At 74.1% G+C, this 20,423-nt stretch carries 21 protein-coding genes, 4 tRNA genes and 1 pseudogene; 11 read left to right on the forward strand and 15 right to left on the reverse strand.

The features are described 5' to 3' along the window. Nucleotides 1-45: 45 nt before the first annotated feature. Nucleotides 46-687, forward strand: coding sequence for an RNA polymerase sigma factor (locus KKR89_RS13245; protein ID WP_208195847.1), 642 nt, complete (start codon nucleotides 46-48; stop codon nucleotides 685-687). After that, a complete protein-coding gene (locus KKR89_RS13250; RefSeq protein ID WP_208195848.1) occupies nucleotides 668-1,192 on the forward strand; it encodes a hypothetical protein in 525 nt (174 codons plus the stop codon). The genes KKR89_RS13245 and KKR89_RS13250 overlap by 20 nt, the downstream gene beginning before the upstream one ends. Nucleotides 1,193-1,362: 170 nt before the next feature. Here KKR89_RS13250 and rplA read toward each other — a convergent pair whose 3' ends face one another. From rplA to KKR89_RS13275, 5 genes are all read right to left on the reverse strand, one after another. Then, complete coding sequence (gene rplA / locus KKR89_RS13255) at nucleotides 1,363-2,079, reverse strand: 50S ribosomal protein L1 (protein ID WP_208195849.1); 717 nt, start codon at nucleotides 2,077-2,079, stop codon at nucleotides 1,363-1,365. A gap of 117 nt (nucleotides 2,080-2,196) precedes the next feature. After that, nucleotides 2,197-2,628: a 50S ribosomal protein L11 gene (gene rplK, locus KKR89_RS13260; RefSeq protein WP_191782310.1), complete on the reverse strand. Its 432-nt coding sequence runs from the start codon at nucleotides 2,626-2,628 to the stop codon at nucleotides 2,197-2,199. Between the two features lie 80 nt (nucleotides 2,629-2,708). After that, complete coding sequence (nusG, locus tag KKR89_RS13265; RefSeq protein ID WP_208195850.1) at nucleotides 2,709-3,596, reverse strand: transcription termination/antitermination protein NusG; 888 nt, start codon at nucleotides 3,594-3,596, stop codon at nucleotides 2,709-2,711. 100 nt (nucleotides 3,597-3,696) lie between these two features. Further along, nucleotides 3,697-3,978 carry a preprotein translocase subunit SecE gene (gene secE / locus KKR89_RS13270; protein WP_208195851.1) on the reverse strand — a complete coding sequence of 94 codons (282 nt, stop codon included), beginning with the start codon at nucleotides 3,976-3,978 and terminating at the stop codon, nucleotides 3,697-3,699. Between the two features lie 157 nt (nucleotides 3,979-4,135). Further along, nucleotides 4,136-4,208, reverse strand: a tRNA-Trp gene (locus KKR89_RS13275). Between the two features lie 219 nt (nucleotides 4,209-4,427). Here KKR89_RS13275 and KKR89_RS13280 point away from each other — a divergent pair. From KKR89_RS13280 to KKR89_RS13300, 5 genes and pseudogenes are all read left to right on the forward strand, one after another. Beyond that, the gene (locus tag KKR89_RS13280) at nucleotides 4,428-5,672 is read left to right on the forward strand and encodes a pyridoxal phosphate-dependent aminotransferase (protein ID WP_208195852.1); all 1,245 of its coding nucleotides are present in this window, start codon (nucleotides 4,428-4,430) and stop codon (nucleotides 5,670-5,672) included. Nucleotides 5,673-5,753: 81 nt separating this feature from the next. Further along, nucleotides 5,754-5,888, forward strand: a pseudogene (locus KKR89_RS13285) (response regulator transcription factor); the annotation flags it as partial. 72 nt (nucleotides 5,889-5,960) lie between these two features. Further along, the gene (locus tag KKR89_RS13290; protein ID WP_208195853.1) at nucleotides 5,961-7,502 is read left to right on the forward strand and encodes a sensor histidine kinase; all 1,542 of its coding nucleotides are present in this window, start codon (nucleotides 5,961-5,963) and stop codon (nucleotides 7,500-7,502) included. Continuing rightward, a complete protein-coding gene (locus KKR89_RS13295; RefSeq protein ID WP_208195854.1) occupies nucleotides 7,499-8,173 on the forward strand; it encodes a response regulator transcription factor in 675 nt (224 codons plus the stop codon). Before KKR89_RS13290 ends, KKR89_RS13295 begins: the two co-directional genes overlap by 4 nt. A 60-nt stretch (nucleotides 8,174-8,233) precedes the next feature. Next, nucleotides 8,234-9,265 (forward strand): adenosine deaminase, encoded by a 1,032-nt coding sequence (locus KKR89_RS13300; protein ID WP_208195855.1) that lies wholly within the window; start codon nucleotides 8,234-8,236, stop codon nucleotides 9,263-9,265. Between the two features lie 63 nt (nucleotides 9,266-9,328). Here the strand turns inward: KKR89_RS13300 and KKR89_RS13305 are convergent, their stop codons facing one another. From KKR89_RS13305 to KKR89_RS13320, 4 genes are all read right to left on the reverse strand, one after another. Beyond that, the gene (locus KKR89_RS13305; RefSeq protein ID WP_208195856.1) at nucleotides 9,329-11,137 is read right to left on the reverse strand and encodes an alpha/beta hydrolase; all 1,809 of its coding nucleotides are present in this window, start codon (nucleotides 11,135-11,137) and stop codon (nucleotides 9,329-9,331) included. A gap of 195 nt (nucleotides 11,138-11,332) precedes the next feature. Continuing rightward, a complete protein-coding gene (locus tag KKR89_RS13310; RefSeq protein ID WP_208195857.1) occupies nucleotides 11,333-12,478 on the reverse strand; it encodes a UDP-N-acetylmuramate dehydrogenase in 1,146 nt (381 codons plus the stop codon). 9 nt (nucleotides 12,479-12,487) lie between these two features. Further along, complete coding sequence (locus KKR89_RS13315; RefSeq protein WP_208195858.1) at nucleotides 12,488-13,768, reverse strand: MFS transporter; 1,281 nt, start codon at nucleotides 13,766-13,768, stop codon at nucleotides 12,488-12,490. After that, nucleotides 13,765-15,189, reverse strand: coding sequence for an MFS transporter (locus KKR89_RS13320; RefSeq protein WP_251140892.1), 1,425 nt, complete (start codon nucleotides 15,187-15,189; stop codon nucleotides 13,765-13,767). Before KKR89_RS13320 ends, KKR89_RS13315 begins: the two co-directional genes overlap by 4 nt. A gap of 171 nt (nucleotides 15,190-15,360) precedes the next feature. Between KKR89_RS13320 and KKR89_RS13325 the strand changes: the two genes are divergently transcribed. After that, nucleotides 15,361-16,428 carry a LacI family DNA-binding transcriptional regulator gene (locus tag KKR89_RS13325; RefSeq protein ID WP_208196361.1) on the forward strand — a complete coding sequence of 356 codons (1,068 nt, stop codon included), beginning with the start codon at nucleotides 15,361-15,363 and terminating at the stop codon, nucleotides 16,426-16,428. Between the two features lie 17 nt (nucleotides 16,429-16,445). Here the strand turns inward: KKR89_RS13325 and KKR89_RS13330 are convergent, their stop codons facing one another. The 5 genes from KKR89_RS13330 to KKR89_RS13350 all read right to left on the reverse strand — a co-directional run bounded on the left by KKR89_RS13330 (nucleotide 16,446) and on the right by KKR89_RS13350 (nucleotide 17,834). Then, nucleotides 16,446-16,880: a MaoC family dehydratase gene (locus KKR89_RS13330; RefSeq protein ID WP_208195860.1), complete on the reverse strand. Its 435-nt coding sequence runs from the start codon at nucleotides 16,878-16,880 to the stop codon at nucleotides 16,446-16,448. Continuing rightward, a complete protein-coding gene (locus KKR89_RS13335) occupies nucleotides 16,877-17,329 on the reverse strand; it encodes a MaoC family dehydratase N-terminal domain-containing protein (RefSeq protein ID WP_208195861.1) in 453 nt (150 codons plus the stop codon). The genes KKR89_RS13330 and KKR89_RS13335 overlap by 4 nt, the downstream gene beginning before the upstream one ends. 32 nt (nucleotides 17,330-17,361) lie before the next feature. Then, on the reverse strand, nucleotides 17,362-17,532 hold the full coding sequence (gene rpmG, locus KKR89_RS13340; protein ID WP_191782268.1) for a 50S ribosomal protein L33: 171 nt from the start codon (nucleotides 17,530-17,532) through the stop codon (nucleotides 17,362-17,364). A 94-nt stretch (nucleotides 17,533-17,626) separates the two neighbouring features. Beyond that, a tRNA-Met gene (locus KKR89_RS13345) sits at nucleotides 17,627-17,703 on the reverse strand. 58 nt (nucleotides 17,704-17,761) lie between these two features. After that, a tRNA-Thr gene (locus KKR89_RS13350) sits at nucleotides 17,762-17,834 on the reverse strand. Between the two features lie 160 nt (nucleotides 17,835-17,994). Here KKR89_RS13350 and KKR89_RS13355 point away from each other — a divergent pair. Next, nucleotides 17,995-18,420, forward strand: coding sequence for a hypothetical protein (locus tag KKR89_RS13355; RefSeq protein WP_208195862.1), 426 nt, complete (start codon nucleotides 17,995-17,997; stop codon nucleotides 18,418-18,420). A 71-nt stretch (nucleotides 18,421-18,491) separates the two neighbouring features. Here KKR89_RS13355 and KKR89_RS13360 read toward each other — a convergent pair. Beyond that, a tRNA-Tyr gene (locus tag KKR89_RS13360) sits at nucleotides 18,492-18,573 on the reverse strand. Between the two features lie 239 nt (nucleotides 18,574-18,812). On the opposite strand from KKR89_RS13360, the gene KKR89_RS13365 reads away from it, so the two are divergent. Next, a complete protein-coding gene (locus KKR89_RS13365) occupies nucleotides 18,813-19,310 on the forward strand; it encodes a YajQ family cyclic di-GMP-binding protein (protein ID WP_208195863.1) in 498 nt (165 codons plus the stop codon). Nucleotides 19,311-19,389: 79 nt separating this feature from the next. Next, nucleotides 19,390-20,421, forward strand: a complete 1,032-nt coding sequence (locus tag KKR89_RS13370; RefSeq protein WP_208195864.1) for an endonuclease/exonuclease/phosphatase family protein — start codon at nucleotides 19,390-19,392, stop codon at nucleotides 20,419-20,421. Nucleotides 20,422-20,423: the final 2 nt, after the last annotated feature.

The following is a 20,423-nucleotide window of genomic DNA, read 5'->3' on the forward strand; positions in this document are numbered from 1 at the left end:
CATGATGGCCTTCGGGATAAACCCGACAGGCGAAGGAGCCGTGCCGTGAGCAGCCGAGAACAGCTGGGCAGACCGTACGGCGAGCGCACCGCGACACAGCTCGTGGCGGGGGCGCTCACGGGCGACGAGGGGTCGTGGTCGGAGATCGTGCGTCGGCACACCAACCTCGTGATGTCCCGGGTCCGGCAGTTCCGGCTCACCCCGCAGCAGGCGGAGGACGTCGCGCAGACCGTGTGGCTCAACCTCCTGGAGCACCTGGGGGACCTGCGCGAGCCGGAGGCGCTGCCGGGGTGGATCTCCACCGCGACCCGGCACGAGTGCATCCGCATGTCGAACCTCGCGCGACGGTCGATCCCCGTCGACCCGACGACCGGGCGGCTCGACGCCCAGGACGACGCCGAGCTCGACGACGAGCTGCTGCGCGGCGAGCGGCACGCGGCGCTGCGGGCCGCGCTGGCCGAGCTGCCGGCGCACCAGCGGGACCTGCTGCTCCTGCTGTCGACGGACCCGGCGCCCAGCTACCAGGAGGTGTCCGCACGGCTGGGCATCCCCGTGGGGTCCATCGGTCCCACCCGGCAGCGCGGACTGGCCCGGCTCCGTCAGACGGAGGCCATCCGCACCTACCTCGCGACGCCGTCCGGCGCCGTGCTCGGCGAAGGAGGCCACGATGTCCTGGCACTCGGATGACGTGAGCCTCCCGCAGCCACGCCCCGCGAACGCGTGGGAGGACGACGACGCGCTCGCCGCGGACCTCGTCCAGGCGGTCGCGGAGGAGGACGTGCTGCGCCGGGTCACCGCCGCGGCGTCGACGGCGTTCCACGCCCACCGCGGCATGCTCGCCCTGCGCGACGAGCTGGCGACGGACCTGCTGCTGCTCTCCCTCGTCCACGACTCGTGCACCGCGGACGAGCCGGCGGGCGTCCGTGACCGCAGCGGCCAGCCGTCGCGCACCCTCGTGTTCGAGGGTGAGGGCGTCGGGGTCGAGGTCGAGGTGTCCGACGGCGTGATCGAGGGCCAGCTCATCCCGGCGCGGCCCGGTCGCGTCGTGCTGCGCCGCCCCGACGGCGACGTCGCGGGTGTCGACACCGACGAGGTGGGGTACTTCCGCCTCGCCGCCCGCCCCGAGGGGCCGGTGCGGCTGGTCTGCGAGAGCGCGGACGGCACGTGCGTGACCGAATGGCTGCCCTGGTGAGGGGCTGACCGTCACGGCACGTCCGTGGCGGTGCGCAGGGCCCGGTCCGCAGGGGGGACCGGGCCCTGTCGCGCCTGCGGGCGCGGGACGCACCGGCGACGGCCCGGGACGCACGACGGCCCGGCACCCTCGCGGGTGCCGGGCCGTCGTCGCGGTGGTGGAGGCGACCGTCAGGCGGCCTCGTCCTCCGTGAGGTTGCGGGTCTTGCTCTGGTCCAGCGGGATGCCGGGGCCGTTCGTGGTCGACAGCGTCGCCTTGGCGATGTAGCGACCCTTCGACGACGCCGGCTTCAGACGCAGGATCTCGTCCAGCGCGGCGGCGTAGTTCTCCACCAGCTGGGTCTCCGAGAAGGAGGCCTTGCCGATGATGAAGTGCAGGTTCGCGTGCCGGTCGACACGGAACTCGATCTTGCCGCCCTTGATGTCGGACACGGCCTTGGCCACGTCCATCGTCACGGTGCCGGTCTTCGGGTTCGGCATGAGGCCGCGCGGGCCCAGCACCTTGCCCAGTCGACCGACCTTGCCCATGAGGTCCGGCGTCGCGACGGCGGCGTCGAAGTCGGTCCAGCCGTCCGCGACCTTGGCGATGAGGTCGTCGCCGCCGACCTCGTCGGCGCCGGCGGCGCGGGCCTGCTCGGCACGCTCACCGTTCGCGAACACGATGACGCGGGCCGTCTTGCCGGTGCCGTGGGGCAGGTTGACGGTGCCGCGGACCATCTGGTCGGCCTTGCGGGGGTCGACACCGAGACGGAACGCGACCTCGACGGTCGAGTCGTACTTGGTGGTCGAGGTCTCCTTGGCGAGGCGCACGGCCTCGAGCGGCGTGTAGATCCGGTCCGCCTCGAGCTTCTCGGCGGCGGCGCGGTACGCCTTGCTGTGCTTGGGCATCTGCCTGTGTCTCCTTGTGTCAGCAGTCGTGGTCATCCGGGCCGCACACGGGCCCTGCCACCTGTCGGCGAGCGCAGGTCGCGCTCGCCGACACGTCTTTCAGGACGGAGCGGACGCTCAGCCCTCGACCTTGATGCCCATCGACCGGGCGGTGCCGGCGATGATCTTCTCGGCCGAGGCCAGGTCGTTCGCGTTGAGGTCCTCGAGCTTGGTGCTGGCGATCTCGCGCACCTGGTCGGCCGACAGCGTGCCGACCTTGACGGTGTGCGGCGTCGGCGAGCCCTTGGCCACGCCCGCGGCCTTCTTGATGAGCTCGGCGGCCGGCGGCGTCTTCGTGATGAAGGTGAACGAGCGGTCCTCGTACACCGTGATCTCGACGGGGATGACGTTGCCGCGCTGCGACTCGGTCGCCGCGTTGTACGCCTTGCAGAACTCCATGATGTTGACGCCGTGCTGGCCCAGCGCGGGGCCGATCGGCGGCGCGGGGGTCGCGGCACCGGCGTTGATCTGGAGCTTGATCAGCCCGGTGACCTTCTTCTTGGGGGGCATGATGCCTTCCGTTCGTGTCGTGGGCCGACGCCGTGGGCGATGACCCGGTTGCAGTACCCCGCGGGGCGGGGATCAGCAGGTCAGATCTTGGAGACCTGGCTGAAGGACAGCTCGACCGGGGTCTCCCGGCCGAAGAGCGAGACGAGGACCTTGAGCTTCTGGTTCTCGGGGTTGATCTCGGAGATCGTCGCCGGCAGCGTGTCGAACGGCCCGCCGTCGGTGACGGTGACCGACTCGCCGACCGTGAAGTCGACCTCGACCGGCTTGCTCGACGCCTTGGCGGCCTGCTGCGCCGGGGACTTCGCCTCGATCGCGGGGGCCAGCATCGAGAAGACCTCGTCGAGCGTGAGCGGCACGGGCTGGTGCGTGTGGCCGACGAACCCGGTGACGCCCGGCGTGTGGCGCACGGCGCCCCACGACTCGTCGGTCAGGTCCATGCGGACGAGGACGTAGCCGGGGATCCGCACGCGCTTGACGACCTTGCGCTGCGCGTTCTTGATCTCGACGACCTCCTCCATGGGGACCTCCACCTGGTGGATGTAGTCCTCCATGTTGAGGCTCTGCGTGCGCGACTCGAGGTTCGCCTTCACGCGGTTCTCGTACCCCGCGTAGGAGTGGATGACGAACCAGTCGCCGGGCATGCGGCGCAGCTGGGCCTTGAACGCGGCGACCGGGTCCTCGTCGGGGTCGATCTCGTCGTCCCCCGCCGCGGTGTCCTCGGCGGCGACGTCCTCGGCAGCGGTGTCCTCGGCGGCGACGTCCTCGGCCGCGGTGTCCTCCTCGGCGGCGTCCTCCGCGGCGGCGACGTCGTCCTCGGCGTCGTCCTCGGTGGCAACGGCGGCGGCGTCGCCATCGACCGTGTCGGCGAGCTCGTCACCCGCGCTCGCCTCGACGGCCTCGACGGACGCGAGGGCGTCCGCGAGCTCGGCCTCGGCGCCCGACGTGGGCTCCTGCGACTCCTGCGACACGTGCAACCTGCTTTCTCCGTTGTGGACCGGCGCGTGGCCGGTGCGTGCGCGGCCGTGAGCCGCGCGGGTGGGGTGAGGCGTCGGCGTCAGCCGGCGGACGTCACCCGAAGACCCAGAACGTCAGCTTCCCGATGCCCAGGTCGATCAGCGTCACGAACAGCATGACGACGGTGACGAACACGAGCACGACGCTGGTGTACGTGACCAGCTCCTGGCGGGTGGGCCGGACGACCTTCTTGAGCTCGGCGACGACCTGACGGACGAAGAGCGCGATGCGCGCGAACAGCCCGCGCTTCTCCTCGCCGCGACGCGGCGTGTGCTCGCTCCTGCTGGCAGCCGAGCCCTCGGCGTCGGACGCCGCGGCGGCAGCGGTATCGCTCACGTCTGGCCCCTGTCTGGTCGTCGGTGCAGCGCCCGGGACGGGTGCCGCTGTCGAGGACGGACGGACTGGCCGACGCGACGCGCCGGACCGACCGGCGGTCCTGCTCACGACACCGACCCGGACCTCGGGAGTCCCGAGGCCGAGCCGGTCGCGTGCGCAGGGCAGACAGGACTCGAACCTGCAACCTGCGGTTTTGGAGACCGCTGCGCTACCAATTGCGCCACTGCCCTACGACGGCCGGGTCACCACGACTCCGCGACCACCGCCCGACCTGCCCGAACATCTCGGGCTCGACCTGAAGGCGTGCTTCATCATGGCGGACGTCAACCGCCGGTGGACCACTGTACGCGACGCGAGGCCGTACGGTCGAACCGCTCGCGCGCGGGGCCTCGTACCACGTCGTGATATCCCGTGGCCGCGGACCCTGGAGCCTCTGCGAGGATGTCCGCGTGACCGACCACAGCGCACCGACGACGACGTCCACCCGCGCCCGGGTCTCCGCCCGGGTCGCCGCGATCGCGGAGTCCGCGACCCTCGCGGTCGACGCGAAGGCGAAGGCGCTCAAGGCGGCCGGCCGTCCCGTGATCGGGTTCGGGGCCGGCGAGCCCGACTTCCCGACGCCGGACTACATCGTGGAGGCCGCGGTGCGCGCCGCGCAGGACCCGGTCAACCACCGCTACTCCCCCGCGGCCGGCCTGCCGGTGCTGCGCGAGGCGATCGCCGCCAAGACGCTGCGCGACTCGGGCTACGAGGTGCGGCCCGCGGACGTGCTGGTGACCAACGGGGGCAAGCAGGCCGTCTTCCAGGCGTTCGCCGCGATCCTGGACCCGGGCGACGAGGTCCTGCTGCCCGCGCCGTACTGGACGACCTACCCCGAGGCGATCCGCCTGACGGGCGCCGAGCCCGTCGAGGTGTTCGCGGGCGTGGACCAGGGCTACCTGGTCACCGTCGAGCAGCTCGAGGCCGCGCGCACGCCGCGCACCAAGGCGCTGCTGTTCAACTCGCCGTCCAACCCGACGGGCGCGGTGTACTCCCCCGAGCAGACCGAGGAGATCGGCCGCTGGGCGCTGGAGCACGGCATCTGGGTCGTCACCGACGAGATCTACGAGCACCTGACGTACGACGACGCCGTGTTCACGCCGATCGTGCGGGTCGTCCCGGAACTCGCCGACACCACGATCGTGCTCAACGGCGTCGCGAAGACCTACGCGATGACCGGGTGGCGCGTCGGCTGGATGATCGGCCCGACGGACGTCATCAAGGCCGCGACCAACCTGCAGTCGCACCTGTCGTCCAACGTCGCCAACGTCTCGCAGCGCGCGGCCGTGGCCGCGCTGACGGGCGACCTGTCCGCCGTCGAGACGATGCGCGCGGCGTTCGACCGCCGCCGCCGCACGATGGTCGGCATGCTCGAGCAGATCGACGGCGTGCGCTGCCCCGCGCCGCAGGGCGCGTTCTACGCGTACCCGTCCGTGGAGGGCGTCCTCGGGCGCACCATCCGGGGCGTCACGCCCAGGACCTCGGCGGAGCTCGCGTCACTGATCCTCGACGAGGTCGAGGTCGCGGTCGTGCCCGGCGAGGCGTTCGGGCCCAGCGGCTACCTGCGGCTGTCGTACGCCCTGGGCGACGACGACCTGGCCGAGGGCGTGGGCCGCATCCAGTCGCTGCTGGCGGAGGCGGTCCCGGGCGCCTGACGCCCACGGCTGACGCCGGGGTCCACCCGCCGCGCAGTTCGGCGCGGCGCTGATCTTCGCGGTGGTCCTCGGGCTGTGGGGATCGGGCGTGAGCTGTTCATCACGGAGGCCACGGTCAAGACGCACCTGCTGCGGGCGTTCGCCAAGCTCGGGGTCGACGACCGCACGCACGCCGTGACCGTCGCGATCGCGCGGGGGATCCTGCCGGGCGCATGACCCGTGGGCGGCTCCCGACCGGCGCTCGGACGGGCCTACTGCCGCGGTGGACGCGCGACCATACTGTCCCCCATGCGGAGCGGGCCGACGACGGGGCACGCCCTCGTCGTGCCCCCCGAGGCCGCCCGCCGGCCTGCGTCACGGGTCACCGTCCGCGGTCGGCTCATGACCGCGGTCGTCGCGCTGACCGCGGCCGCCATGACGATCTCCGGCGTCACGGGCCTCGCGCTGCAGCTGCGCGCGACGGACGCCCGCATCGACGACTCGTTGACGCGCGCCGTCAGCGCGCTGCGCACCGCGCAGGTCGAGGGCGAGGCGCAGCCCGACGGCTCACGCGTCCCCTGGTCGTCCGTCGAGCGGCTGCTGCTCAAGGCCGTGGAGGCGCGCGTGCCGGGTGAGCACGAGGGTGTGCTCTCGACCCTCGACGGGACGTTCTTCGTGCGGCCGGCCGACGAGACGCGCGCCGTCCGCCTCGACACCGACGAGGAGCTCATGGCGTGGCTCCGCGCGCTGCCCGCGGACGACGCGCTCGCCGGCTTCCCCCGCACCGTGCGCACGTCCGTCACCGAGTACCGGCTCGTCGCGGTGCCCGTACGGCTCGCGGCGGACCCCGACGTCGCGGGCATGTTCGTGGTCGCGTCCGACCGCACCGCGCAGAACGCGGGCGTGTGGCGCATCTTCCTGACGTACTCCGCGGTCGGGGCAGCCGCGCTGGTCGTCACGTCGCTCGTCGCGTGGTTCGTCGTGGGCCGCATGCTGCGACCCGTGCGGGTGCTGCGCGACACCGTGCGCCGCGTCACCGAGTCGGACCTGTCCGAGCGGATCGAGGTGACCGGCAATGACGACCTCGCCGACCTGGCCGCATCGGTCAACTCGATGCTCGAGCGTCTCGAGCGCGCGTTCGGCTCGCAGCGTGAGCTGCTGGACGACGTCGGGCACGAGCTGCGGACCCCCCTGACGATCGTGCGCGGCCACCTCGAGCTGCTCGACCCGGGCGACGAGACCGACGTGCGCGCGACGCAGTCGCTCGCGCTCGACGAGCTCGACCGCATGCAGCGCCTCGTCGACGACCTCGTGACCCTGGCCACCGTGGACCGGCCCGACTTCGTGCGTCGGGCGCCGGTCGACGTCGGACGCCTGACGGACGATGTGCTGGAGAAGGCCCGGGGCCTGGGCGAGCGTCGGTTCGTCGTCGTGTCGCGCGCCGACGTCGTCGTCGACCTCGACGCGCAGCGCGTCACGCAGGCGTGGCTGCAGCTGCTCGCGAACGCCGTGCGCTTCTCCGCACCCGGTGCCCTCGTGCGCCTCGGCAGCGAGGTCGCGAACGGCCGCCTGCTGGTCTGGGTCCGGGACGAAGGACCGGGCGTCCCCCGTGAGGAGGAGGACCGGATCTTCGAGCGCTTCCACCGGGGCCAGGCCGACCGCGTGCAGCACGGCGCCGGCCTGGGCCTGCCGATCGTCGCGGCCATCGCCGCCGCCCACGGGGGACGCGTGTTCCTCGAGCACCCCCCTCCCGGCGCCGGTCCCGGCGTCGGGTTCGTCCTCGACCTGCCTGCCGTCGGCCTCGTCGACGGCGAGGCCGAGTCGTTCGATCTCGTGGAGCCCCACAGATGACCCACATCCTGATCGCCGAGGACGAGGAGCGCATCGCCGCCTTCGTCGCCAAGGGCCTGCGCGCCCACGGGTACGAGGCGACCGCCGTGCTGACCGGTGAAGCCGCCCTCGAGCACGTCGAGGCCGGTGGGGTCGACCTGCTCGTGCTCGACCTGGGCCTGGGCGACATGGACGGCTTCGACGTGCTGCGCTTCCTGCGCGCCGAGGGGTACGAGCTGCCGGTCATCGTGCTCACCGCGCGGTCGTCCGTGACCGACACCGTCACGGGCCTGGAGTCGGGCGCCGACGACTACATGGCCAAGCCCTTCCGGTTCGAGGAGCTGCTGGCGCGGGTCCGGCTGCGGCTGCGCAGCCAGCCCGCCGCGACGGCCCGCGGCAACGTGCTCGCGCACGGCCGGCTGCAGCTCGACCTGCGCACGCGGCGCATGCGTGTCGACGACACCGAGGTCGACCTGTCCGCGCGCGAGTTCGCGCTCGCGGAGACGTTCATGCGTCACCCCGGGGACGTGCTGACGCGCGAGCGCCTGCTCTCCGAGGTGTGGGGCTACGACTTCGACCCCGGCTCCAACGTCGTGGACGTGTACGTCCGGTACCTGCGACGCAAGCTCGGTGCGGAGCACTTCGACACGATCCGCGGGGTCGGCTACCGGCTGGTGGACGCGCAGGCGTGACGCCGCGCCCGCGACGCACCGCCGCGCGACCGGTGACGCCGGCCTGGCAGACTGGCAGCGATGCGTGACCTGAACCTGCTCCCCAAGGCGCACCTGCACCTGCACTTCACCGGTTCGATGCGCGTCGGGACGCTTGCCGAGCTCGCGGAGCGCCACGGCATCCGGCTCCCCCAGGTCCTGCTCGACGACGACCCGCTGATGGTCCCCGCGGGTGAGCGCGGGTGGTTCCGGTTCCAGCGCATGTACGACGCGGCGCGCGCGTGCGTGCGCTCGGAGGCGGACATGCGCCGGCTCGTGGCGGAGGCGGCCGCGGACGACGCCGCCGAGGGGTCGGGCCGCCTCGAGATCCAGGTCGACCCGACGTCGTACGCGCCGTTCGTCGGGGGCCTGACGCCGGCGCTGGAGATCGTGCTCGACGAGGCACGTGCCGCGCAGGCGGCGACGGGCGTCGAGATCGGCGTCGTCGTGGCCGCGTCCCGCATGCGGCACCCGCTGGACGCGCGCACTCTGGCGAGGCTCGCCGCGAAGCACGCGGGCGACGGCCCGGGGCAGGTCGTCGGGTTCGGGCTGTCCAACGACGAGCGGCGCGGCTCGACCGCCGACTTCGCGGGTGCGTTCGCGATCGCCCACCGCGCGGGCCTGCTGTCCGTCCCGCACGGCGGCGAGCTGCTGGGGCCCGCGCACGTCGAGGAGGTGCTCGAGCACCTGCGGCCCGACCGGCTCGGGCACGGCGTGCGCAGCGCCGAGGACCCCCGGGTCCTGGCACGCGTCCTCGAGGACGACGTCCCCCTCGAGGTCTGCCCCGCCTCCAACGTGTCGCTGGGCGTGTACGCCGCCCCGGGCGACGTGCCGCTGCGCACCCTGGTCGACGCGGGCGCACGCGTGGCGCTCGGCGCGGACGACCCGCTGCTGTTCCGCTCCCGCCTCGTCGACCAGTACCGCATCGCCCGTGACCACCACGGGTTCACGGACGCGGAGCTGGCCGACCTCGCCCGGGCGTCCATCACCGCGAGCGCCGCGTCCCCGGGCGCCCGGGCCCGGCTGCTCGCCGGTGTGGACGCGTGGCTCGCGACGGAGCCCGCGGCCGCCTGACGGCGCGGGACGGGGGCCCGGCCGTCGTGGCCGGGCCCCCACCCTCATGCGTCGCTCACGACGTCACGACGTGCGCGGCTCCGCACCCGGCACCGGCGGCACCACCGGCGGCAGGGCGCGCGGCTGGGCGCCGCGGGACATCGGCTGGTCGACGAACGGCTGCACGTCGCCCGTGCACCGCGTGCCCTCGGCCGGCAGCTCGACGCCGACGAGGTAGCGGTCGATGGCGTCGGTGGCGCACGCGGACGTGCCGTACGCCGTGTGCCCCCAGCTGTCCGACGACAGCAGGCGGCTGTTCGGGAGCACGTTCGCGGCCGCGACGGCACCCTCGTAGGCGGTCGCCGGGTCCCACAGGTTGCCGACGACGAGCACCGGCGAGGAGGTGCGGGCGTCGAACCGGCTTGTCCACGCGTCCTCGTCGCGCGCGGTCCACGCCTTGCTCGCGCACTGCGCCGAACCCCACGTCCACAACGGCCCGAAGCCCGGCGCGAGCGCGTCCTGCCGGGCGGAGGCCGCGATCCAGTCCTCCGGCCGCCGGGGGTTCACGGAGTCGGTGCAGAGCACCGCCGAGAACGCCTCGGTGCCGTTGTAGTACGGGAACGCGAACCCGAGCTCGGACGCCCGCTCCGTGCGGGTGGCGGCGTGCTCCGCGGCGACCAGCTGCTGTGCGCGCTCGTAGCCCACCAGGGACGCCAGCGCCTCGGCGCGGATCTCGGCGTTCTCCGGCGTCTCCGGCTGGAGCAGCCAGTGGATCGCCCACGTGAGCGCGTCGACGCTGAGGTACGCGTCCGGCGCGTACAGCGTCCCGAGCACGGTGCTGACGAACACCGGCCAGTCGACCGTCACGATCAGCTCGTCGGTCTCCGGGTCGCGCAGCTCGACCGGTGTGGCGCGCAGACCTGCGGCCACGCCGTCCCACACGGCCCGCGGCTCACCGATCCCGGCCGTGCGGCACAGGTCGGGCCCGGCCTGCTCACAACGGTCGAGGATCTCCTGCGTGGCGCGCCAGGCAGCGGTCCCGGACGCGAGGCGCTCGGTCACCGGGATGTTCGCGGTGCCGCGGGTACCCGCCCATGCGAGCGGGTCGAGGACCCCGTCGATCGTGACCGCACGCACACGGTCGGGGAACATGTTGGCGTACACCTGGCCCAGGTAGCTGCCGTACGAGAAGCCCAGGAACGTCAGCCTCTCGTCGCCGACGGCCCGCCGCACGACGTCCATGTCACGCGCGACCTGGGCGGTCGACATGGACGCGCTCAGCGGCGCGCCCGTCGTCGAGCACGCCTTGCCGAGCTTCCAGGCCGAGTCGACGAACGCCGCGGTCTGCTCCTGCCCCTGCGGGAACGGCACGTACATGCCGGACAGCGCGGCGTCCTGCTCGCCGACGTCGCGGAAGCACCGCACGTTCGACGAGTAGTTGGTGCCGCGCGGGTCGAGGCCGACGACATCGAACTTCGCCAGCACCTCGGGCGACAGGAAGTACGGTGCGAAGGCCGCCATGTCCACGCCGGAGCCCCCCGGCCCGCCCGGGTTGACGAACAGCGACCCGATCCGCTGGGCAGGGTCCGTGGCCCGGACCCGCAGCAGCGCCACCTCGGTGGTGCCCTTGCGCGGCTGGTCGTAGTCGAGCGGGAGCTCGACGGTGCCGCACTCGCTGCCCGGCAGGAAGATGGACGAGCAGTCGTACCAGCCCGGGTCGGGCGTCGGCACCCGGTCGACGCGCGCGGCCTCCGCGCGGCTCGTGCGGTCGTGGCCGGCGCCCGGCCTGCCGTGCGCGGTCGCGCCCGTCGCCGTGAACGCCGTGACGGTCGTGGCCAGACAGGCCGCGACGGTCGTCACGGCGAGGGCACGGCGGAACTGTGCTTTCGTCATGGTGATCCCCCTGGATCGCGCCCGCCGGTGCCCCTGCGACCCGGCCGTCGGCGCACCTCCACCCTGGCGGCCCCACGGGGGGCAGGACGTCGGCCGCAGGGCGGACACCGGTGCCCGACCTGCGGCGGTTGTCCCGATCCGTGCGGATCGCTAGATTCCCGCGCGCGCGACCCACCGGGGCCGCGCGCGGCCGCCTCAGAGGGTGACGCCGACCAGCACGGGCTCGGGCTCCAGGACCACGCCGAACCGCTCCCGGACGCCGTCGCGGACCTCGCGGGCCAGCGCGAGGAGGTCGTCGGCGCGCGCCCCACCACGGTTCGTCACCGCGAGCGTGTGCTTCGTCGAGAGCGTCGCCGGGCCGGGAGCGCCGAACCCGCGGCCGAAGCCCGCGTGGTCGATGAGCCACGCCGCGCTCGTCTTGACCGAGCCGTCGGGCAGCGGCCAGCGGGGCGCGTCGGCGGGCAGCGCGCCCGCGTCCGCGGCCGCGACGACGGGGTTGGTGAAGAACGACCCCGCGCTCCACGTGTCGTGGTCGGCAGGGTCGAGCACCATGCCCTTGCGCGCCCGCAGCGCGAGCACCGCCGCCCGCACGTCGGCGAGCGGGGCGCGCTCCCCCACGGCGACGTCGAGCGCCCGCGCGAGCTCCGGGTACGCCACGGGTGCCGACAGCGAGCCCTCCCTGACCTGGAACGTCACGTCCAGGACGACGTACCGGGGCGTCGGGCCCCAGGGCGCGGCGGGGTCGGCCGGGTCGGGACGCATCGAGCGCTTGAGGACCGACGTGCGGTAGCCGAAGCCGAGGGACACGAACGGCAGCGTGCGCACCCGTGCGCGGCCGCGGTCCCACACGCGCACCTGCGCGACGGTCTGCGCGACCTCCTGGCCGTAGGCCCCGACGTTCTGCACGGGCGTCGCGCCGGTCGACCCGGGGATGCCGGACAGCGCCTCGACGCCGACGAGCTCGTGCGCCACCGCGTAGGCGACCACGTCGTCCCACACGGTGCCCGCGGGCACCGTGAGCGTGATCCCGCCGCACGCGGACGCGTCGGGCACCTCGACGCCGCCGCGCACGTCGCGCACGACGACCCCGGGGAAGCCGTCGTCGGCGACCAGGACGTTCGAGCCGCCGCCGAGGACGAGCAGCGGCTCACCGGCCTCGTCCGCGGCACGCACGGTCGCGACGAGCTCCGCCTCGGACGTCGTCTCGACGTAGCGCCCGACGGGCCCGCCGACGCGCAGCGTCGTCAGGTCCGCGAGCGCGGGCGTGCCGGGGTAGGTCGGGACGGGCGGGTGCGCCGACGCGGGGGCCGGGCCGGGCAGGGCGCAGGTGTCGGGCTCCACGCGTCCAGGCTAGACCGCGGGCGGCGCGGCACGGTCCGCGGCGCTCGGCACCGCGGCGCCCGCGGGCGGCCGGGCCGCGCCGGTGACCAGCAGACCGAGCACGACGGGCGCGAGGATGGCCAGCAGCGCGTGCCGGTAGCCGACGTGCTCCGCGAGCAGGCCGAGCAGCGGGGGGCCCGCGAGGAAGGCCGCGTAGCCGACCGTCGAGACGACCGCGACGCGCGGCGCGGCGCGCTGCGGGTCGTCGGCGGCCGCGCTCATCCCGACGGGGAAGCCCAGCGCGGCGCCCGCACCCCATGCGGCGACGCCGACGAGCGCGAGCCACAGCTGGTCCGCCAGACCGAAGACCAGCAGGCCGGCGCCGGCCAGCCCGACGCACAGCCGCAGCACCGCGACACGGCCGTAGCGGTCGAGCAGCGCGGTGCCGAACATCCGCATCGCCGTCATCGCCGTGACGAACAGCCCGAAGGCGACGGCTCCGGTCGCGTGCGCGGTGCCGAAGCCGTCGACGACCGCGAGGCTCACCCAGTCGTTCGCGGCGCCCTCGGTGAGCGCGGCGGCGAGCACCACGAGACCCAGGAGCAGGGTCCTCGGCTCGAGCCACGCACCGAGCGCACCGCGCGCACCGCCGGCAGGCCGTGCGGCGCGTGGGCCGTCCCCGTCGACGATCGCGTGGGCACCGCGGGGTGCCGGGTCGGCGAGGAACGCGCGCACGGCCACCACGACGGCGGTCGTCGACAGGACGAGGACCACGGGCAGGTGCACCTGGACGGGCACGTGCAGCGCCGCCGCGCCCGCGGCGACGCCGGCGGCTGCCATCGTGCCGAGCGAGAAGCCCGCGTGGTAACGCGGCATGACGGTCCGGCCCAGCCGCTGCTCGACCACCGCCCCCTCGATGTTCATCGCCGCGTCCCAGACGCCGGCACCGGCCCCCGCGAGCACGAGCCCGACGCCCACGAGGACGACGTGGCCCGTGGTGACGCCGAGGGCGGCCAGCGCGAACCCCGACGCGTTGACGCACGCGAACCCGAGCACGGTGCGGCGCGCGCCCCAGCGCTCGACCACGAGCCCGGACAGCGGCAGCGAGACGAGCGAGCCGGCGGCGCCGATGAGCAGCAGGACGCCCATCCGCTCGGGCGTCAGGCTCAGCGCGTCGCGCACGGCCGGGAGCCGGGCGGCCCAGGAGGCGAAGTTCACCCCCGAGAGCAGGAAGACGGCGAACACGGCCGCCGACGCGAGCCGGACGTCGCGCGGCGCGGGTGCGGGGCGGACGTCGGCCACGCCGCTCATCGTGCACCTCCGCGTGCGCCGGGTCGACCGGCCCGTGGCCGTCGGCGCAGCCGGACCGCGCGGACCGACGGCAGGTGGCGGCGGGCCCGGACGAGGTGGTCGAGGTCGGCGGACGCGACCGGGTCGCCACCGAGGCGGGGCGGCCCGTCACCGGGCGTGGCAGGACCCGCACCTCCCGGCGCGGGCACGTCGGACGTCTGCGGGGCGACGGCCGGGGCGACCACGACGCTCGCGACCATGGCGGCGACGATGAGCACGAGAGCCTGGCGCGCGCCGACGGACTGCGCGGCGAGCCCCAGCACGGGCGGCGCGACGAGCGACGCGACCGACGCGAACGCCGAGACCACCGCGACGCGACCTGCGGCCCGCACGGGGTCGTCGGACGCGGCGGCGATGCCGACGGGCACCGCGAGGGCGGCGCCGGCGCCCCACAGGACCACGCCCGCGCACGCGAGCGCGAGGCTCGGCGCGAAGCCGAAGAGCAGCAGGCCGACGACCGACGCACCACCGGACGCGCGCAGCACGGCGACACGCCCGTACCGGTCGATGAGCCGCGTCCCGAGCAGGCGCACGACGGTCATCGAGGCGACGAAGAGGCCGAGCACCGCGCCGCCGACGGACTCCGAGCGGGCGAAACCGTCGACGACCGCGAGCGACAGCCAGTTGTTGGCGGCGCCCTCGGAGAACGCGGCGGACAGCACGACGACGCCGACGAGCAGCGTGCGCGGCTCACGCCACGCGTCGAGCGCCGTCGCGAGGCGTCGTGCGCCGCGCCGTGCGCGCGAGACCGGGGGCGCCGCGACGGGCGGGGCCGCCGCCCGCGCAGCCGCGGCCACGACGGGTGCCGGCAGCACCACGCCCCGCAGCGACGCCAGGCGCCACACCACGACGACGACCGCGGTGAGCGGCAGCTGCACGCCCACGGGCACGCCCGCCGCGGAGGCGACGGCTCCCGCACCCGACCCGACGACCGCACCGATCGAGAAGGCGGCGTGGAACTGCGGGATGACGGTGCGCCCCAGGGCACGCTCGATGCGGGCCGACTCGACGTTGATCGCGACGTTGCCGAGCGCGACCGCGACGCCGTTGAGGAAGATGCCCGCGGCGAGCAGCGCACGGGAACCCACGGTCGGGCCGACGCCGAGCAGCACGAGCGCGGTGGCGAGCACGAGGGTCGAGACGAGCAGCACGCGACGGCTGCCCAGACGCTGCACCAGGGCGCCTGCCGTGGTGACCGTCAGCAGGGAGCCGACCGACCCGACGAGCAGCAGCAGCCCGAGGTCGGCCGTGCTGAGGTCCAGGAGGTCGCGGACGGTGGGGATGCGCGCGAGCCAGCTCGCGAAGGCGAGGCCGGCGAGGGCGAAGAGCCCGACGAGCAGGAGGCGCGCGCGGGAGACGACCGACGGGGCGTGCGGGGACACAGAGGGGCTCCGGGTGGGCAGGGGCCGGGGGTGCGGACGCGAGGTCCGGGGGCACGCCGTGGCGGCGCACCTCACCCTCGAATCGATTCGAGGGTTCCCCTCCATGGTGCGGGTACGCTGACCGCGACGTCAAACGTCCCCTGACCGCCTCGCCGGCCCCGGAGGTCCGCCCTGTCCGCGCAGCGCACCACCCTGGCCGACGTCGCCGCGAGCGCAGGTGTGTCGGTCTCGACCGCCTCCCTCGCGTTCTCCGGCTCGGGACCCATCGCGGACGCCACGCGCTCACGCGTCCTGGCGGCCGCCCGCGCGCTCGGGTACGCGGGCCCCAACCCCCTCGGACGTCAGCTGCGTCGCGGACGGTCCGGGATCGTCGGCGTGATCATGGGCGACGCGCTGCGGCGTGCGTTCCGCGACCCGGTCGCCGTGCAGGTCCTCGACGGCCTGACCGGCACGCTCGGACCGCTCGGCCTCGGCGTGCTGCTGATCCCCGGACCGGACGACCCGTCGCAGCCGGCGGTCGACCCGCTGCTGGAGTCGGCAGCCATGGACGTCGCCGTGCAGATGTGGGGCGGCACCACCGACGACCCCGTCCTGGAGATGCTCCGCCGCCGAGGCACGCCGACCGTCCTGGTCGAGGGCACGCCGCAGCCCGACGTCGCGGCCGTGGGCATCGACGACCACGGCGGGATGATCGAGCTCACCCAGCACGTGCTCGGCCTCGGCCACACCCGCATCGCGACCGTGACCATGCCGTTCGACCGGGACCGCTCGGAGGGCGCCGCCGACCCCGTGCGCCTCGCCGGCATCTCCTGGGAGATCACGCGGCGGCGGCTCGCGGGCGTCACCGACGCGGGCGTCACGCCCACGGTCGTCTGGGAGACGCCCGCGTCGCTCGTCGAGAACGGTGCGGCCGCCGGGCGCGCGCTCCTGTCGCGACCCGACCGGCCCACCGCGATCGTGTGCCAGTCGGACCTGCTCGCGTCGGGCGTCGTGCTGGCGGCGCGCGAGCTCGGGCTGCGGGTGCCGCAGGACGTGTCCGTCGCCGGGTTCGACGGCCTGGATCTGCCCTGGCTGGCGCCCGACGTGCTGACGAGCGTCGCCCAGCCGCTCGCCGAGAAGGGCGCGGCCATCGGCGAGGCCGTCGCGGAGCTGCTCGCGGGCCGCACGCCGGAGCCGCGCGTGCTGCCGGTGCAGCTGCGCATCGGCACGACGACCGGGCCGGTCCCACCGGGCGCCTGACGCGCGGCGGCGGCGGCTCAGACGAGGCGGACGACCGCCTGTGCCTTGCCCAGGACACGCACGCCCTCGACGCTCACCGTGAGGTCGAGCCGGACCGTGCCCGCGTCGGCGTCCAGCGCGCCGACCGTGGCGACCACCTCGACGGAGGCCTCACCGGGGTCCGGGACGGGCACGGGACGCGTGAAGCGCGTCCGGTAGTCGACGACGGCGCCGGGGTCCCCCGCCCAGTCCTCGACCACCGCGGCGGCCGCACCCATCGTCCACATGCCGTGCGCGATCACACCGGGCAGCCCGACGGACGTGGCCACCCGCTCGTTCCAGTGGATGGGGTTGAAGTCGCCGGAGGCGCCCGCGTACCGCACGAGGCGCGCGCGGTCGACGGCGATGGTGCGCCGGGCGACCTCCTGGCCGACCGCGAGGTCGCCCGCCTCGGGCCGGGTGCCCGCGGTCACGCGTCGTCCTCGGGTCGCACGGCGAGGGTCGAGACGACGGTCGCGACGGGCTCCCCGGCCGCGTCGGCGATCTCGCACCGGGTGGTGATCATCGACAGCCCCGCACGCTGCGTGACGGCGTCGACGTGCAGCGTGGTCCGCAGGTGGTCCCCGGCGCGGATGGGCCGGTGGTGCCTGAACCGCTCGTCGGCGTGCACGACGCGGCTGAAGTCGACGCCCGCGGCGGGGTCCTCGACGTACTGCGCCTCGGCGCGCTGCGCGACCACCACGGCGAACGTGGGCGGCGCGACGACGTCGGGATGCCCCAGGGCACGGGCTGCGTCCACGTCCGTGTGGGCCGGGTGCGTGGCACCCGTCGCCTCGGCGAACTCCCGGAGCTTCTCACGGGAGACCACATACGTGTCGCCGGGCGGGTAGACCCGCCCGGCGAACGTGGTGTCGACCGGCACGTCAGCTGGTCGGTCGGCTGCCGTGGCCCGCGTCAGCGGGTCTCGCGGTGCACCGTGTGCTTGTTGTCCCGCGGGCAGTACTTCTTCATCTCGAGCCGGTCGGGGTTGTTCCGACGGTTCTTCTTGGTGATGTAGTTCCGCTCCTTGCACTCCGTGCAGGCGAGAGTGATCTTGGGGCGGACGTCCGCGCTCTTGCTGGCCATGTTCGTGTCACCTCTCGCGCCCCGCGGGGGCTGCGTTTCTTCTCCTGGCGCGCGCCGGCCGACGCGCGCTGCTGCGACGGATCTTCGCCGGACGTGGTAGCGGGAGCGGGATTCGAACCCGCGACACCACGATTATGAGCCGTGTGCTCTAACCACCTGAGCTATCCCGCCACAGCGGTCATGTCCCGGGCCGACCGTCTGAGGACGACCGGCCCGTGACACACCACAGAGCCCCGAAAGGGAATCGAACCCTTGACCTTCTCCTTACCATGGAGACGCTCTGCCGACTGAGCTATCGGGGCAGCGCGGACCAGAGTACACGCGCAGCGGGGTGCCCGTGAAATCGTCTCCGCAGAGCCCCCTCGAGCCCGCGGCCGGGCCCGCCGGTACGGCTCCTGGAGCACCCTGCCGAAGCGTTTCAGTTCGTCGCGGGCGGCCGCCTCGCGTGCCACGATCCGGCGCATGCGCACCCCCCGTCACCGTCGCGTCCGCACGGCCGCCGCCGTCCTGTCCGTCGCCGCCCTGCTCACCGTCGCCGCCTGCAGCGGCGACGACGGCGTCGACCCCTCCACCGCCGAGTGGCCGGAGGCGATCACGCCCGCGGACGCCGACGGCGAGTTCTTCGTCGTGTGGACCGCCATCGCCGAGAACGGCGACGACCCCGCGCTCGCCACCGAGGTCGGCCGCCTCGCCGAGGAGGGCTACGAGGTCGAGCCCTGGTCCCCCGGCTGCCAGAGCGGTGCGCAGGAGCAGCTCTCGGGGCTCACCGGGTACGCCGAGCCGGTGGGCGTCGGGGTGTCCTTCGCGTCCGAGGAGGACGCCGGGATCTTCGACACGCGCGACGAGGGCACCACGGTGTCGCTCACCCAGGGCACCTGGACCTGCTGACGCACGGGCACCGCGACCCCGCCCCCGGGGACGACGAAGGGGACGTCCGGCAGGACGTCCCCTTCGGTGCGTGGCGGGTGAGGGATTCGAACCCCCGTAGGCGTTGCCAGCTGATTTACAGTCAGCCCCCTTTGGCCACTCGGGTAACCCGCCAAGGGGCGCGCGGCCGCGTCGTCGGCGTCGTCCCCTGCGTACGAGAGCTCGTACGACGGGGGCGGCGCGTCCGCGCGAACGGCGTGCGGATGGAAGGATAGCAACTCCGAGAGGGGGCTCGTGCACATCGCCGCGTCGCGACACGTGGACCACGTCCCGCGCCCCGCGCGCCACGGTCCCGCACGGCCCCCCTCCGCCGGACCGCAGACGCACCCGCACGGGTGCAGGGAGGGAGCAGCATGGCGAGCGAGTCGTCGTTCGACGTCGTCAGCAAGGTCGACCGCCAGGAGGTCGACAACGCGCTGAACCAGGCCGCGAAGGAGATCACGCAGCGCTACGACTTCAAGGGGGTCGGTGCGTCCATCGCCTGGAGCGGAGACAGCGTCCTGATGGTCGCGAACTCCCCCGAGCGGGTGCTCGCGGTGCTCGACGTCTTCCAGACCAAGCTCATCAAGCGCGGCATCTCCCTCAAGGCCCTCGACACGGGCGAGAACGAGCCGCAGCCGTCGGGCAAGGAGTACCGGCTGTCCGGGGCCATCAAGGAGGGCCTGAGCACCGAGATCGCCAAGAAGCTCGCGAAGATCGTGCGCGACGAGGGGCCCAAGGGCGTCAAGACGCAGATCCAGGGCGACGAGCTGCGGGTGACCGCGAAGAGCCGGGACGACCTGCAGACGGTCATCGCACTGCTCAAGGGCGCCGACGTCGACGCCGCCCTGCAGTTCGTCAACTACCGGTAGGACGTATCCCGCACGACGTCCGCGTGCTCCTCGATGGTGCCGGCCACGACGGCCGGGGCCGGCACCCCGGGGGGACGTCATGCCGCTGGACCGCTTCACCGTCGCGACCGTCAACCTGTTCAACCTGCAGCTGCCGGGCCGGCCCATGAACCCGGGCCAGGCGCCGTGGACCGAGAGTGAGTACGCCCGCAAGACCGCGTGGCTCGCCGAGCGGCTGCGCGACCTGCGGGCCGACGTGGTCGGCCTGCAGGAGCTGTGGCACCGCGACGCGCTCGTCGCGGCCCTGGAGCGCGCCGATCTCGACGACGACTACGACGTCGTCGCGGACACGGCGACGGGCGGACGCATCACGTGCGCCGCGCTCGTGCGGCGCGGGCTGCTGCACGGCACGCCGCAGTGGGTCGCGGACTTCCCGTCCGCCGTCCGGCTGCACGCCTCGGACACCCACGACCCGCAGGCACCCGAGATCGACGTGCGCGTCCGGCGGTTCTCACGCCCCGTGCTGCGGTTCGCGGTGGCCCCGCGCGCGGACCGTCCGCCCGTGGAGGTCGCGGTCGTGCACCTCAAGTCCAAGGTCCCGACGCGGGTCGACCGCGAGGCCTGGTACCGCGACGACCCGGACACGTTCAGCCCGCACGTCGAGGCGCTCGGCGCCGCGATCTCGACGATCCGCCGGACCGCGGAGGCGGCGGCGCTGCGGGTCGTCCTCACCGACCTCATGAAGGGCAGCGACACGCCCGTGGTCGTGCTCGGCGACGTCAACGACGGCCAGCACAGCAACACGGTGAACATCCTCACGGGCCAGCCGCGCTACCTCGTCGGCGACGCCCGTGGCGGCACCGACGCCGGGCTCTACACCGCCCAGACGCTCCAGGAGTACCGCGACACCCGCGACGTGTACTACACCCACGTGCACGAGGACCTGCGCGAGTCGCTCGACCACGTCCTGGTCAGCGAGCAGCTCTACGACAACAGCCGGCGCCGGGTGTGGCTGTTCGACGGCCTCACGATCGTCAACGACCACCTGAGCGCGCCCGACCACCGCGCGGACGGCTCCGGCGACCACGGCCTGGTGCGCGTGGCGTTCCGGTGGGCACCCGCCGCCGCGTGAGC

Source organism: Cellulomonas dongxiuzhuiae, assembly GCF_018623035.1.
Taxonomy (GTDB): domain Bacteria; phylum Actinomycetota; class Actinomycetes; order Actinomycetales; family Cellulomonadaceae; genus Cellulomonas; species Cellulomonas dongxiuzhuiae.

Bases quoted from the DNA above. Each gene is read 5' to 3' on its own strand.
- KKR89_RS13250 (WP_208195848.1), top strand. From the start codon at position 668: ATGTCCTGGCACTCGGATGACGTGAGCCTCCCGCAGCCACGCCCCGCG.
- rplA (WP_208195849.1), bottom strand. From the start codon at position 2,079: ATGCCCAAGCACAGCAAGGCGTACCGCGCCGCCGCCGAGAAGCTCGAG.
- rplK (WP_191782310.1), bottom strand. From the start codon at position 2,628: ATGCCCCCCAAGAAGAAGGTCACCGGGCTGATCAAGCTCCAGATCAAC.
- KKR89_RS13290 (WP_208195853.1), top strand. From the start codon at position 5,961: ATGCGGAGCGGGCCGACGACGGGGCACGCCCTCGTCGTGCCCCCCGAG.
- KKR89_RS13295 (WP_208195854.1), top strand. From the start codon at position 7,499: ATGACCCACATCCTGATCGCCGAGGACGAGGAGCGCATCGCCGCCTTC.
- KKR89_RS13300 (WP_208195855.1), top strand. From the start codon at position 8,234: ATGCGTGACCTGAACCTGCTCCCCAAGGCGCACCTGCACCTGCACTTC.
- KKR89_RS13305 (WP_208195856.1), bottom strand. From the start codon at position 11,137: ATGACGAAAGCACAGTTCCGCCGTGCCCTCGCCGTGACGACCGTCGCG.
- KKR89_RS13315 (WP_208195858.1), bottom strand. From the start codon at position 13,768: ATGAGCGGCGTGGCCGACGTCCGCCCCGCACCCGCGCCGCGCGACGTC.
- rpmG (WP_191782268.1), bottom strand. From the start codon at position 17,532: ATGGCCAGCAAGAGCGCGGACGTCCGCCCCAAGATCACTCTCGCCTGC.
- KKR89_RS13355 (WP_208195862.1), top strand. From the start codon at position 17,995: ATGCGCACCCCCCGTCACCGTCGCGTCCGCACGGCCGCCGCCGTCCTG.
- KKR89_RS13365 (WP_208195863.1), top strand. From the start codon at position 18,813: ATGGCGAGCGAGTCGTCGTTCGACGTCGTCAGCAAGGTCGACCGCCAG.
- KKR89_RS13370 (WP_208195864.1), top strand. From the start codon at position 19,390: ATGCCGCTGGACCGCTTCACCGTCGCGACCGTCAACCTGTTCAACCTG.